This window comes from Microvirgula aerodenitrificans DSM 15089, from assembly GCF_000620105.1.
GTDB lineage: Bacteria > Pseudomonadota > Gammaproteobacteria > Burkholderiales > Aquaspirillaceae > Microvirgula > Microvirgula aerodenitrificans.
In genome coordinates this window covers 60,289-74,104 of record NZ_JHVK01000008.1, presented here as the reverse complement: position 1 = coordinate 74,104, position 13,816 = coordinate 60,289, and the positions used below count along the sequence as shown (strand labels likewise).

Here is a 13,816-nt window from a genome sequence, read left to right as displayed (position 1 = left end):
CATCGACCGGGGTTTTTTTTTGCGGGTATGCTTGCCGGCCCGCCGCCCCGCAATTCATGAATTTCATTCACTAATGCATGCGCTCTCGCGGGCTTAATCAAAACCTGATGGTCCCCTATGATGGCCGTCAGTCAAGTTCCCCTCCCTGCCCGTCGGCAGCCGGTTCTCCGGCCGCCGCCCCGTATACTGCCCCCCTGTTTCACCGGAGTTTTGTCATGAAAACCATTGGTTATGCTGCTTACAGCCCGGATTCTCCGCTGGCACCCCTGACGTTCGAGCGCCGGGCATTGCGACCGGATGACGTCGCCATGGAAATCCTCTACTGCGGCGTGTGTCACTCCGACCTGCACACCGCGCACAACGACTGGGGCTGGAGCTATTACCCGATCGTGCCCGGTCACGAGATTGTCGGCCGGGTGACCGCCACCGGCTCACAGGTGACGCGCTACCAGATCGGCGACCACGTGGCCGTCGGCTGCATGGTCGACAGTTGCCAGGAATGCGACCAGTGTCACAACGGTGAGGAACAACTGTGCCGCGAAGGTCATACCGGCACCTACTGCGGCCACGACCGCCATACCGGCGAACCGACCCAGGGCGGCTATGCCAAGCATCTGGTGGTACGGGAAGCCTTCTGCCTGCGCGTGCCCGACGGCCTTGATCTGGCCAGAACCGCACCGCTGCTGTGTGCGGGCATCACGACCTATTCGCCGCTGCGCACCTGGAATGTGGGCCCGGGCAGCCGGGTTGGCGTGATCGGGCTGGGCGGGCTCGGCCACATGGCGGTCAAGCTGGCGGTCGGCCTTGGCGCCGACGTGACCGTACTGAGCCGCAGCAACGGCAAGGAAGCCGATGCGCTGGCGCTGGGCGCCGATCGTCTGCTGGTGTCCACCGATGCCGGGGCCATGAACAAGGCGGCCAACGGCTTCGACCTGATCGTCGATACCGTGCCGGTCAAGCACAGCCTGGACCCCTACCTGCCGCTGCTCGACGTGGACGGTACCCTGGTCATCGTCGGCCAGGTGGGCCCGATGGCGGAAACCAATACCGTTCCGCTGCTGCTCGGTCGCCGCCGTGTTGCGGGCTCCCCGATCGGCGGCATCCGTGAAACCCAGGAACTGCTCGACTTCTGCGCGAAGAAGAACATCCTGCCGGACTGCGAAATGATCCGCATGGACCAGATCAACGATGCCTTTGAGCGCATGGAAAAAGCCGACGTGCGCTATCGCTTCGTGATCGACATGGCCACGTTGTCCGACGGACAGGCCTGACATGCAGGCCACGCCATCGCCATGCCGGCGGTGGCGGTCTCCGGGCATCTCCACGCGTTGCCCCCTGCGGATGTCATGGCGGCCGCGGCTGAAATATACTGCTCCGGTGTTGCCCGCTCTCTGTCCCCTCATTTCAACAGGACTGCGCCCCGATGCCGGAATTCTCCAGTCTGCTTGCCTTCGGTCTTGTCTCGCTCGGCATGGTGCTCACGCCCGGGCCGAACATGATCTATCTGATCTCGCGCTCGATCTGCCAGGGACGCATGGCCGGGCTGATTTCCCTCGGGGGTGTCGCGCTGGGCTTCGTGGTCTACATGCTGTGTGCCGCACTGGGCATTACCGCGCTCGTGCTGGCCGTCCCGTATGCGTATGACGCATTGCGCCTCGGCGGGGCGCTGTATCTGCTCTATCTGGCCTGGCAGGCGGTCAGGCCCGGCGGCCGCTCGCCGTTCCAGGTCCGCGATCTGCCGGCGGACAGCCCGCGCAAGCTGTTCATGATGGGCTTTGTCACCAATCTGCTGAATCCCAAGATTGCCGTGATGTACCTGTCGCTGCTGCCGCAGTTCATCAGCCCCGAAGGACATGGCAGCGTGCTGCAGCAATCCCTTGCGCTGGGCTTCACCCAGATCGTCATCAGCGTCAGCGTCAATGCCCTGATTGCGGTCATGGCGGGCTCCATCGCCGGGTTTCTCGCCGGCCGGCCGCTGTGGCAGACGGTGCAGCGCTGGCTGATGGGCACGGTGCTGGCCGGTCTGGCCGTGCGCATGGTCATGGAAGGACGTCGCTAGCAAACTGCCGACGGGTTGCAAAAAAGAAAGAGATCCTGCCAGTGCAGGATCTCTTCTTCATGGCCATCGACAACGGTCGTTTCAGACCCTTATGCCTTGACGCGATAGTGCTTGATCAGGTCATGCACGAGCTTTGCCTGCGAGGTCAGCTGAACGGCCGTCGCCGCACACTGCTCGGCATGCTGGCTGACCGCCTGCGTATCGTTGTCGATCTGGTTCATCCCCTGGGTAATCTCGTCGATCCCCACCACCTGCTCCTGCGAGGCCAGCGAGATCCCGTCGACCAGCAAGGACAGCTCTTCCGCGCTGGTCACAATCTGCTTGAGCGAGTCCGCAGTCTTGTTTGCCGTCTCGACGCCGACGGCCGTTTTCACGCTGGAAGACTTGACCAGCTCGGTGACTTTCTGTGCCGCGTTGGCACTGCGCGTCGCCAGCGAACGCACTTCGTCGGCCACCACGGCAAAGCCGCGACCGGTCTCGCCTGCCCGTGCCGCCTCAATGGCGGCATTGAGGGCCAGCAGGTTGGTCTGCGCGGTAATGTCGTTGATGGTCTGGATGATGGCGGCGATATTGTCTCCGGACGACTTGATCTCCTGCATGGCCGTCAGCATCTCGTCCATGTCGCGCGCACCGGTGACCGCCGCAGTGCGGGAGGTCTGGGAAATGGTTTTCGCCCGGTTGGCATTGTCGGCATTGCTCTTGGTCTGCGAACTGATCTGCGCCATGGCCGTACTGACCTGCTCGATCGAGGCGGCCGAGCTGCCCGCCCCTTCGGACAGTTCCTGACTCAGCACCGACATGTCCTTCGCATTGTTGTCGATGGCCTTGGCTTCCGTTTGCAGATTGCCGACCATCCGGTTCAGGTTGTCGACCATCTTCTTCAGCGAGATGCCGAGCTGGTCGGAGGGCGAAGTCAGGTTCACCTGGCAGTTCAGATTGCCCTCGCTGATCTGCTCGGCAAGGTTGACCTTCTCCTGCAGGCTGTCGCCCATGCTGTTCAATGCCGAGGCCAGCTTGCCGACCTCATCATTCGATTCGACGGCAAGCCGGGTATCAAAGACGCCATACTCGATGCTTTTCGCCATATCAGCCGCTTTCCGGATCGGACGGGCGATCCTGGCAGACATCCGCCACAGGAACAGGCTGGCAAGCAGGATGATGCCGATGCCGGCACCAATCTGCAGCAGGGTGGCAAAAATGGAACGTGCCTTCACTTCGCTGTTCAGGCTGTTGACTTCGGCCAGCGCCACATCCTTCGGCACCTGGATCAGGACCGCCCACGGCTTGCCCGTCTTGCCAAGCGGAATCGGCGCCATGGCATTGATGGACTGCGAGGCATCGTCCACCCAGGTTTTCGCGTTGCCGGCCTTGATGTCATCAAGCAGCGCGGCCGCATGCTGTTCCCCGGCACCGGACGTGAACGGCTTGCCGATGCTTTCCGGGCTGGCACTGTCCGCGACCACCAGCCCGCGATCACTGAGAATCAGCAGCCGGCCCTTGCCTTCATACAGGGACTTGTTGGTCTCCTGGCTGATTTTCTGTACGAAGTCGAGGTTGTAGTCGGCCCCCGCCACCCCGGCGAATTTCCCGTTCACCATGATCGGTACCGACATGGTGGCCAGAAACACGCTTTTCCCCTGCACCACATACGGCAAGGGGCCAAGCACGCTTTCCTGCCCCGTCGTTCTGGGGCCGGTATACCAGCCGCCCTTGGGCACGCCATTTACGTGGGCTGCATCGGAGTCATATTCAACCAATGGCTGTACGGCAATAGTGCCACTGCCATTACGGGTAAAGTACGGAGTGAATCGCCCGGTCTGGGCATTATTGCCATTGCCGCTACCGGTGTGCTGGGCATCGTTGCCATCGACGGCGTTGGGTTCCCAGCAGGAATAGGTTCCGTTGAATTCCGGATTGTTGACCAGCACATTGTGCAAAATGGCGTTCAACTGCACGCGCCCCATCGGCACACTGCTCCTGGCCAGGGAAAAGGTATGGGCCATGGTGCGTGCCGCATCGAGAGCCAGATCGAAACGCGCCTGGATCGCACCGGCCTGGGCCGAGGCCAGATTGCGCAATTTGGCTTCCGCTTCACTGCGCATCAACTCGTTGGTGCGGCTGCTGACCATGGTTTGCGTCATCATTGCCGACCCGATATTGACGGCAAGCAGCGTGGCCGAGCTGATGACCAGTGCCCCGCCCGCAGCGAGGGCAATGCGTCCCTGCACGGATTGCAGGCTGACCTTACCGACTTTTTCCTTTAACCAGCTCATCGTGGCCTTCACTCTCTTGGATTAGTGCGCGCTGCAGCAGCCAGCCACCATGCCGGCATGCCCTGCCTGTTGCCGGTCGTCATTCTTCCCGGTCCCGGTCGACGAAACCGGAGATACTCACCCCCGCGGGTGGCAAAACCTGAATTCCGGTTCAGAGAGCCCGGCTCGACTGTCTGCCGGGGTCTTCCATGTATCCCTCAATCGGTATACCGGAGATAAATTAGCGCTCAAGTAGCAACACGACATAATCCATGCCGCTGTCCGATGCTTTCGGATTTGTGCAGCACAAGCATTTATAGCCCAATCCCCCAGCCCGGAAAGGTCGGGGGATAAAAAGCGATGTACGGGCGTGAGAATGACCGGACGACGGCAGGTGTCCGGATCACCGGGCCGTCACGGAAGGGGGGGCGGTCGGGGGGAAGGAAGCGGCGCGGCCTTGTCTTCTGCCCTGGCCAGCATGGCATCGCCGATTTCATGCTGTCCGCAAGCCCTGAGCGCATGGCCGGCACCGCAGATGTCCCGCGCCACCTCGTCCTGCCCAAGTTTGCTTTTGCCCACCAGGCGGGTAATGTCGATCTGCAGCCCGACGATCCGTCTCAGCAGCGCATCGATATAGTCTTTCGGACCATCACCCATCTTCCACGGGCTGGGCTGCGAGGCTTCGCGTGCCCGGGTCAGCCTGGCCACCACGCCCCTGACAAATGTCTCGTCATCATGAAAACGGATGTGTCCATGCGCATGGACCACGATGTAATTCCAGGTCGGAACTTGTCGGTGCGACTCGAGCTTGGTCGGATACCAGCCTGGCGAGACATACGCATCGCCAGCCTGAAAAACCACCAGCACCGGATCACCGTCCCGGAGGTCCTGCCATAGCGGGTTGGCGCGGGCAATATGCGCTTTCAGCACGCCGGACGCCCCTTCGCCAGCCACCAGCTCGAACGGAATGGCGTTGGCGTCCAGGCCATTGCGGCCATGCGTAATCAGAGTCCCGAGCGGATGCCGGATCATGCATTCATGCAGGGCATCGGTGTCGGGCTCATTGAAGCGGGCGGGCAGATACATGGGGCTCCCAGGACGGGATGGACGACACAAGGCATGACCGCCCCGACGAACCGTCATCGGGGCGGAGGGATCCGGCGGTGTTATCGCGGGTCGAAGCCGATCAGCGTGGATTCAATCACCGCACCAGGCATCATCTCCAGCAGGCCCCGGGTCAGCTGGTCGCCGGCTTCATGCAGCGCGGCCAGTGGCATGGCCGGCAGGCTTTCCAGAATGAACCACATCTGCGTGGCGTCGGCCCCCAGCCTGGTCCTGACCCCCTGCCGCCAGTTCCAGCGCCGGCAGGTCACCCCGATGTCGTCCCGCCACACGACTTCCCCGACCTCGGGGTTTTCATGTGCCGGTGCCCCGTCCTTCATGGTGTCGAACAGCTCCGTGCCATCCGCAATGGCCAGCCGGGGGGCGCCGGCATAGGCGGCAAAATTCTCGCCGCCGACAGGAATCGCATACTCAATGCTGATGGCGTTATACAGATCAACAATGGGGTCAATACTTGGCATGCTGCCATCCCGCAGCACCCGCTTGCGCAAGGCTTCGGCGGAGCACGGGGTCCGCTGCGGCTTGGCGCCGAACTGCCGGAACACCTCCGCCCAGGCCTGCAGGTGGGCTTCTGCCCAGGCAGCACCGCCGGTGGTCAGCGACTGGCAGGCCCGGCGCAGCGCATCGGCAGCAACGCCGGGATTGACGATGGGTGTCGCCTCGACACTGATGCTGAGAGCCCGGAAGCCGGGGGCGAGGCTGGCGATATCCGGATCGATTGACGGCATGACGGAGCGCATCGGAGAATCCTTTAGTGACTTATTTATTCCATGCTAACGACCAATGACCAAAAAAGTCAATATACCGACCGATTCCGGCGCCGATGTCCAGACGGTCAGCGAGGCAGTCTCCGCCAGGCTCAAGGCACACAGGAAGCAGCAGAAGCTTTCCCTGGACGAACTTTCGCGCCGCGCCGGCGTCAGCAAGGGCATGCTGGTCGAGATCGAAAAATCCGCCGCCAACCCCAGCATCGCCATCCTGTGCAAGATTGCTGCGGCGCTTGGCATGTCGGTAGCGGATATCGTGAACGTGGCCAGTGCCCCTCCCGTGCACCTGATCGAAGCAGAACACATCCCGACGCTGTGGACCGGTCCCGGCGGAGGCACCGCGCGTCTGCTGGCCGGGACCAGCGGGCCGAACATGATCGAGCTGTGGCGCTGGGCGATGCCGCCGGGCGAGCGGTTTGAATCGCCCGGGCATCCGCAAGGGACTTTCGAGCTGTTCCATGTCGAGCAGGGGCAGTTGACGGTCAGAGTGGGCAAGACCGAGCTGATCGTTCCCGCGGGCTGTTCCGCCGTCGCCAGAACCGACGTGCCCCATCACTATGCGAATGAAGGCGACGCCGGGCTGATATTCACCATGAGCGTGGCCGAACTGCATCCGCAGGCAACGATACGCTGAGCGGGACGACGACCGGTCACGGATCAGCGCATTGCCCTGACGGATTGCGGGGTTTTCGGTTTCACCCGGGAACGCCCGGCGATATGGCAAAGCCGGCACAGTTCATAAACCAGACCATTGAGATTTTTCATTTTTGACATGGCTCCATTTGCAGTTGGCAAGGACATCCCTTGGCAACTGCACTGTGCCGGCGGTCTCAAGATAAGACAAATTAAACGTTATTAATTATCATTAGAAAAACTTAATAAGTTTTTTATTATACAAGCCGGATTTACCGGCATGAACGGGCACCGGCTGGCATTGGCAGCATCCATGCAAATGTGATGAAACTTTTCAGATTTGCTCAGTTTCAGCCTTCCGCACGTCCTTATACTCTTCATGAAAATCATGAAGATGCATCAATGCACCGGACGGCCACGAGCCGGATGGCGTGACCGTATGACATGGCAGGGCCGGTATCGACGGTTTTATCCGGAACCGGCACGTTTCAGGATGGCGCAACGCCAGTTCCCCTCCCGGAAATCCGACCGTCATCCCGCTTCGCGCTGCCTGCCTGCCGTCCGTATCCAATGCATTGCAATCAACAAGGACTACCCGTTCATGCCGTCTCTCCACGCCCTCCCCCGCTGGAAACCGAAGGCCAGCCACGCCGCCGTGCTGCTTGCCATTGCCAGCCTCATGTACGTGCCGACGGCGCTGGCCACGCCAGCCTCATGTGGCGCCATCGCGAGCGACAGCAATCTTGGCACCGATACCTACGACTGCACGGTTTCGGACGGCGCCAGCGTCAACCAGGCCAACGGGGCCGCGATCACCTACTCGGCACTCGCCGGCGCCAACGGGAATGTGGGTACCGGCAAGACACTGACCAACAACGGCACCGTCACGGCAAGCAACAACAAGGGCGGAAAAACCGCAAGGCCTATGGCATCCACTCCGACACACTGAATTTCGTGCCAGAAACCATGACAACAATCCGGCGCTCGGCGCGACCGCCGTCATTACCGCCCTGGGCCAGCTCGGCAGCGAGCACGACGTGTCCCGTGCCGTCAGCCAGACCCTGCCGCTGCTGACCGCCGGTGCGGCCCAGGCCAGCACGGCCGCTCGTCCGGCGACGAGTTCTTTACCGACCGCCGGGGCTGGGCCCGACCGTTCGGCAGCTGGGCCGATCAGGCCGACAAGGACGGCGCCAGCGGCTACACGGCCAAAACCTACGGCATGGTGGTCGGGGCCGACACCGAACTGAACGCCGCCAGTCGCCTCGGCGTGGCGGTGGCCTACGCCAGCAGCAAGGTCGACGGCAAGGACAGCGCGGCGCAGCAGCGGGCGGACGTCGACACCTACCAGCTGGTCGTTTACGACAGCCACAGCCTCAGCGAAGCCACCGACCTGAACGTCCAGGCCGATGTCGGCGCGCACCGTACCAGTGGCGAGCGCCAGATCGCCTTCGGCGGGCTGAGCCGCACGGCGAAATCGGATTACAACAGCTGGAGTGCGCACATCGGCGCCGGACTGGCCCACACCCTGGCACTGAGCGAACGCACCTCGTTCACTCCGTCGCTGCGTGCCGACTACACGGTGATCCGCGACAAGGGCTACACCGAAACCGGTGCCGGCGTGCTGAACCTGAACGTGGACAGCAACCGGGCCGAGGAACTGATTGTCGGTGTGGACGGCAAACTGTCGCAGACGCTGAACGAACGCACGACGCTGGTGGCGAACCTCGGCGCCGGCTACGACCTTCTCGGCAAGCAGTCGAGCATCGTCTCCGCCTTTGCCGGCACGCCATCGGCCGCATTCACCACCAAGGGCATCGAACCGAGCAAGTGGCTGGGTCGCGGCGGGCTGGGGCTGGTGAACAAGGTCAATGACTCGCTGGAGCTGTCGGCGCGCTACGACATCAAGTTCCGTGAGGGCTTCACCAACCTGACCGCCTCGGTCAAGGCACGCTGGATGTTCTGATCCGGCGCCATGGCCATCACGACATCGGGTCAGGGACGTCAGCCGGCGCCCTGGCCTGATTGTCGGCGCAGCACAGGAATCATGACGCTGGCGTTTTCATTATCCGTTCGTGATATGACCCGGCCACACTCATGCGCAGACGGAAACGTCAGCCATGAGCCGGTCAATCCGGAAAGACACCGGCCCGGCCGAAATCAGCCCTGCGGCATCAGCCCTGGCTGAAAACCGGAATCGCGATGCAACGACAGCCTTCTTTGCGCGAGCAGAATTTCCCTTCACCGGGGTGGCCGGTCGGCGGGGGATCATCCCAGCGAAAGACCTTGCCGTAGTTGACCATGCAGCGTTCGCACACACCCTCGTCGTTACTGCTCGACCACCGGTAGCTGGTGATTCCCAGCGCAAGCTGCCTTGCTTTTTCTTCTTCGGCAGCGGCCCTGCGCCCGTCCACCGTCAGAAAAATGTCATCCTTTTTCTGCACCATCAAGCACCTACCATTTTGAGAATTTTCACATCCTATCCGACAGAAATTAGGAAGCCATTATTTTTTATCCGGTTGGCCATTGCAGCGACGATGGCCCGACCCTGTTCGTCACGGCAGGCATCAACAGCCGGCAGGGCAAGGACCCGTTCAGGCTGCAGGCAAAGCCCCTCCCGGGCGCCCATCGGCATTTGCCGCGGGCAATGCAGTGCGGCCCACGATCGTAGCCAGCTACCGCAATGATGATCTTCAACATCGAGGATCAGAAACGTGCGGGTTCGCCGGAAAGCCACAAGTCATACGGTCAGTCCGCCTCACTCCCGGATATAGCGTCGTGTCAGTACCACAATGCTGAGCAGGCAGGCGATGACCAGCAGAAGTCCGGCCCGCAGCCCGGCCAGCGCAGGTACGGTACCGCCCACCAGGGACCCCAGGATGGCGATCCCCATGGCCATGCCGATCTGGCGGGACGTGTTGTAGACCCCGGAGGCCAGGCCTGCACAGGCCGGATCAACTGTCGTGGTCGCCACCACATTCAACGTGGGCGAGTAGATGCCGGTGCCAATGGCAATCACCACCGTGCCCAGCACCAGCACCGGCCAGGTCCCGGGCGTCGACATTCCCAGCATGATGATGCCGCCCGCCGAGGCCCAGGCGCTGCCAACCCACAACATCCAGCGTGCTCCGCGCTTCAGCAGCCAGGGATTGAGCATCAGTGTGGTCAGGATCAAGGCGATAGCGAATGGCAGCAGCAGCAAGCCGGCCTGCAGGGGCGTGACCTGCCACGCCTGCTGGACAAAAATCGCCAGCATGAACAGCAGCCCATAGCAGCTGAACTGGAAAGCAAATCCTCCTGCCACGGCAGCGCCAAATGCCCGGTTGTGGAACAGGGCCAGTGGCAACACCGGATGCCGAACACGCTTCTCGATGCGGATGAATGCCAGGATGCCCGCAATGCCCCCGGCAACCAGACCAAGAACCAGTGGATGCGTGCGTCCCAGCGTGTTGCTTTCGATCAGGCCGGCCATCAGGGCTGTCAGCGCCAGCGTACCGACGGCAGCACCAGGCAAATCCAGCGGTGTACGCCGCCGCGGCGTCTGTTCCAGATGGCGGTATGCCAGCCAGGCCCCCAGCAGGCCAATGGGCAGATTGATCAGAAAGATCGAGGGCCAGCCGAGGACTTGTGTCATCAGGCCCCCACCAAAGGGGCCAACGACGATGGCGACGCTGCCTGCGATTGCCAGGGTGTTCACGGCACGGGCGCGTTCGGCCGGGTTCTGCCAGCTCTTGGCAACCAGCGACAGCACCATCGGCAGCAGGCCTGCCGCGGCCATGCCCTGCAGCATGCGGGAGGCGATCAGTTGCGGCAGCGACAAACTCAGGGCGCACAGCAGGGAAGTCAGGGCAAACGCCAGCAGCGAACCGATAAACAGCCGCCGCGCGCCCCAGCGGTCCCCCAGCACGCCTGTCGTCAGCAAAAGGCTGGCCAGCGGCAAGGTATAGGCTGTCACGAGCCACTCCAGTTGCGACACGGAGCCATTGAACTCGTGCCGGATCGTGGGCAGTGCCAGATTCAGTGCAACGCCGTCGAACGTGACCATGAACATGCCGGCACAGATGGCCACCAGTCCCCATGCCCTGTTTCCCGCACGGCCCGCCTGTGCCAGTCGTGGTGAGTGAGTTGAAATTTCCATGCGCGCCCCTGTCTGTACCTACTGGTATGTACGCAGCAATGTAGCACAGAAACATACCAGTAGGTACAATCACGCCATGAGCACATCACTGGACAGACTGATCGAGACAACCCAGGCACTGCTGTGGGAGCGCGGCTATGCAGGCACCAGTCCGCGCGCCATTCAGGAACAGGCGGGCGTCGGTCAGGGCAGCATGTATCACCATTTTCGATCCAAAGCGGCGCTTGCACAGGCTGCCGAGGAACGCTCCGCAGCCGAGTTGATTGAGGAAGTCCGGCAGTTGCTCGATGGTCCCGGAGATCCGCTTGACCGGGTGCTGGCCTACCTCCGTCTGGAGCGGGATATTCTCAAGGGCTGTCGCATCGGCCGGCTGGCGGCCGACCCTGAAGTGGTGGCCGACCACAGCCTGCGCAAACCGCTGGAGGACACTTTCGCCTGGATCAGCACACGCCTGACCGGCTTGCTTCAGGAGGCGCAGGCTGGCGGTCAGCTGCAGCAGGGACTTGATCCGCGGCTGCTGGCGGCTACCGTGCTTGCGGTGCGCCAGGGCGGGTATGTGCTAGCCCGCGCGGCCAGCTCGACGGTCCCGTACGAACAGGCAGTCGAAGGGCTGACCGCCCTCCTGACGGCAAGGCGGACTTGAATCCTGGCGGTGGCGTGCCTGATTCGCTCCCCTGTCCGGCCCGGATTCCCTGACGGCCGGCAGGCTGCCCGTTGCGGGCAGCCTGCCGGTTCGTCAACACTGGAAACGGCGTACGGCGCGGTGCAAGGTGGTGGCGACTTGTTCCAGCTCGCTGGCCGACGTCGCCGTAGCGGTCATGCTGCCGCTGGTCTCCTCTGCCGCCTGGGCGATATTCTCGACCTGCTGGGCCAGCGAGTTGCTTGCCGAGCGCTGTTCCCGCGCTGCGCTGGCCACATCGGCAACCAGCTGACTGGCCTGGGCGGCGCCATCGGCAATTTTCTTGAGCACATCGGCGGACTGACTCACCTCACCAACGCTGTGATCGGCCTGGGTCGCCGCATGATGCATGGCGCCGACGGCGCCTTCCGTTTCGGTCTGGATGGCAGACAGGGTGCGCTCGATCTCGCTCGTGGCTGACGACGTGCGTTCGGCCAGCTTGCGCACTTCGTCCGCGACAACGGCGAAGCCACGGCCGGTCTCGCCCGCTCGTGCGGCTTCGATCGCCGCATTCAGGGCCAGCAGATTGGTCTGATCGGCAATGTCCTTGATGGTGGCAGCAATGGAGCCGACCTCCCGGGCGCGATGGTCGAGACCATTGATGCGCTCTACCGCTTCGTGAATCGCCGCACTGAGCATCCCCATGCTGGCGACCGCCGCATTGACCTGCTTTTCACCCAGTGCCGCCGCGTTGACCGTGGTATTGGCGAACTGCTCGGTCTCGGAAGCATTGTCCGAAATGTGGGAAATGCTGACGGTCAGTTCTTCCATGGCCGCAGCCATGCCCTGGGTGGAGGCTACCTGGCTGGTGGCCGCCTCGGCAACGGTGCTGCTGGATGCGCGAATATGCCGGGAGGCCGTGGAGATATGCTCGGCACCGGAGTGGATCTCGGCAATCAGGCTGCGCAATGCCTGAATCAGGCCATTGAGTTCGGCCAGCAGACTGTCATTGCGGGCGGTCTTCAATTCGACAGTGAGGTCCCCGCCCGCCACCTGCTTCATTACCTGCATGGCGTGTACCGGCTCGCCCCCCAGCTGGCGAAGGACGGATTGCGAAATGAACAGGATGACCCCGAATACCGCCACGGCAAGAACAAGGATCACCACGCCAAACATGAGCAGGCTGTGGCGAAATGCGGCATCGATATCGTCAACATACAAGCCGGCACCGATAACCCAGTTCCATCCATCGATATTGGTGGCATAGGCCATTTTCGGCGACGCTTCGGTCTGACCGGCGCGCGGATAGTCGTAGGCGGTAAAATCTCCACCTGCACGCCCTGCCGCAACAATATTGCGAATCAGAGGCACACCCTTGGCATCTTTTACGTCAATTCTTGACTGACCTTCTTTTTCCGGAGAAGGCGGAAGCAATACCGTGATGCCATCGTAGGTGTAAATGAAGAAATAATTGTCACCCTGGAATTTGGTGGCACGCAAAGCTTCGCGAGCCTGATCCCTGGCCTGCTGAGCTGAAAGCTTCCCTTTCTTTTCCAGTCCCTGGTAATACCCAACCTGGCTACGAGCCGATTCAACTAATGACTTGAGCATGACCATCCGCTCATCATAGGTTTTGGAGCGCTCATGAAGAGCGGACCACACGCCCAGCACCAGTAATCCAGCCAGGGCGACCAGCCCGATCCCGATCATTCTCTTTTTGAGGCTCATGCTCGCAAACATCTGTATTTCCAGTAATTTTCGAATAAATTCAAGTCATTCCCTGAATAAACAGGTAAACGACAGTACAGAAAACAGGCTGACCGGCTTTCCCGTGAGCGGCAGGCAGCGGGCCAGATTTCTGGAATCATCACTGGTCTTCCCGATGTCCGTCAGTTCAAGCACATCGGCGATACAGGCCGTGCTGGCTCATTCGGGATAATGAAACGACAGGCTGCGCCGCGCAATAGCAAATCTTCCCCGTTCTGGTATCCGGTTATCAATCAGCAATGGCGGCAGGTCGGGAATGATTATTATCCCGGGGCCTCATCCGTACCCATCAGGTTTCAATATTCATTCTGCCATCGTGCAAATACGGAAACGCCCGCTGATTCAGCGCGACCGAAACGAAAGGCGCCGACAAATTCCAGACCACCCCGATTGCTTCCCGGAGCGATAGGACGCCATATGTATCCGGCTGCGCCGATTGTCGTGACCAGCAAGGCAATAAAC

11 protein-coding genes and 1 pseudogene are annotated in these 13,816 nt (G+C 61.8%); 6 read left to right on the top strand and 6 right to left on the bottom strand.

Annotation, left to right across the window (positions count from 1 at the left end; genetic code table 11):
• Positions 1 to 215: 215 nt before the first annotated feature.
• On the top strand, positions 216 to 1,271 hold the full coding sequence (locus tag Q352_RS0108610; RefSeq protein ID WP_028499001.1) for an NAD(P)-dependent alcohol dehydrogenase: 1,056 nt from the start codon (positions 216 to 218) through the stop codon (positions 1,269 to 1,271).
• A gap of 152 nt (positions 1,272 to 1,423) precedes the next feature.
• Positions 1,424 to 2,059, top strand: a complete 636-nt coding sequence (locus tag Q352_RS0108605) for a LysE family translocator (protein ID WP_028499000.1) — start codon at positions 1,424 to 1,426, stop codon at positions 2,057 to 2,059.
• 89 nt (positions 2,060 to 2,148) lie between these two features.
• On the opposite strand, the gene Q352_RS0108600 is transcribed toward Q352_RS0108605, so the two are convergent.
• The 3 genes from Q352_RS0108600 to Q352_RS0108590 form a co-directional block, all read right to left on the bottom strand.
• A complete protein-coding gene (locus Q352_RS0108600; protein ID WP_051528793.1) occupies positions 2,149 to 4,332 on the bottom strand; it encodes a methyl-accepting chemotaxis protein in 2,184 nt (727 codons plus the stop codon).
• Between the two features lie 393 nt (positions 4,333 to 4,725).
• On the bottom strand, positions 4,726 to 5,397 hold the full coding sequence (locus tag Q352_RS20345; protein ID WP_051528792.1) for an FMN-binding negative transcriptional regulator: 672 nt from the start codon (positions 5,395 to 5,397) through the stop codon (positions 4,726 to 4,728).
• An 80-nt stretch (positions 5,398 to 5,477) separates the two neighbouring features.
• Positions 5,478 to 6,173: a B3/B4 domain-containing protein gene (locus Q352_RS0108590; protein WP_028498998.1), complete on the bottom strand. Its 696-nt coding sequence runs from the start codon at positions 6,171 to 6,173 to the stop codon at positions 5,478 to 5,480.
• Positions 6,174 to 6,216: 43 nt separating this feature from the next.
• Between Q352_RS0108590 and Q352_RS0108585 the strand changes: the two genes are divergently transcribed.
• From Q352_RS0108585 to Q352_RS0108575, 3 genes and pseudogenes are all read left to right on the top strand, one after another.
• Positions 6,217 to 6,834, top strand: a complete 618-nt coding sequence (locus Q352_RS0108585; protein WP_028498997.1) for a helix-turn-helix domain-containing protein — start codon at positions 6,217 to 6,219, stop codon at positions 6,832 to 6,834.
• A 600-nt stretch (positions 6,835 to 7,434) separates the two neighbouring features.
• Complete coding sequence (locus Q352_RS20340) at positions 7,435 to 7,782, top strand: hypothetical protein (protein WP_156952500.1); 348 nt, start codon at positions 7,435 to 7,437, stop codon at positions 7,780 to 7,782.
• 198 nt (positions 7,783 to 7,980) lie between these two features.
• A pseudogene (locus Q352_RS0108575) lies at positions 7,981 to 8,796 on the top strand (autotransporter outer membrane beta-barrel domain-containing protein); the annotation flags it as partial.
• A 208-nt stretch (positions 8,797 to 9,004) separates the two neighbouring features.
• Here the strand turns inward: Q352_RS0108575 and Q352_RS0108570 are convergent.
• Positions 9,005 to 9,277 (bottom strand): phage minor head protein, encoded by a 273-nt coding sequence (locus Q352_RS0108570; protein ID WP_028498994.1) that lies wholly within the window; start codon positions 9,275 to 9,277, stop codon positions 9,005 to 9,007.
• Positions 9,278 to 9,588: 311 nt separating this feature from the next.
• Positions 9,589 to 10,968, bottom strand: a complete 1,380-nt coding sequence (locus Q352_RS20335; protein ID WP_084299983.1) for an MFS transporter — start codon at positions 10,966 to 10,968, stop codon at positions 9,589 to 9,591.
• 76 nt (positions 10,969 to 11,044) lie between these two features.
• Here Q352_RS20335 and Q352_RS0108560 point away from each other — a divergent pair, with 76 nt between their 5' ends.
• A complete protein-coding gene (locus Q352_RS0108560) occupies positions 11,045 to 11,611 on the top strand; it encodes a TetR/AcrR family transcriptional regulator (protein WP_028498993.1) in 567 nt (188 codons plus the stop codon).
• Positions 11,612 to 11,704: 93 nt separating this feature from the next.
• Here the strand turns inward: Q352_RS0108560 and Q352_RS0108555 are convergent, their stop codons facing one another.
• Positions 11,705 to 13,315, bottom strand: a complete 1,611-nt coding sequence (locus tag Q352_RS0108555; RefSeq protein ID WP_211249609.1) for a methyl-accepting chemotaxis protein — start codon at positions 13,313 to 13,315, stop codon at positions 11,705 to 11,707.
• Positions 13,316 to 13,816: the final 501 nt, after the last annotated feature.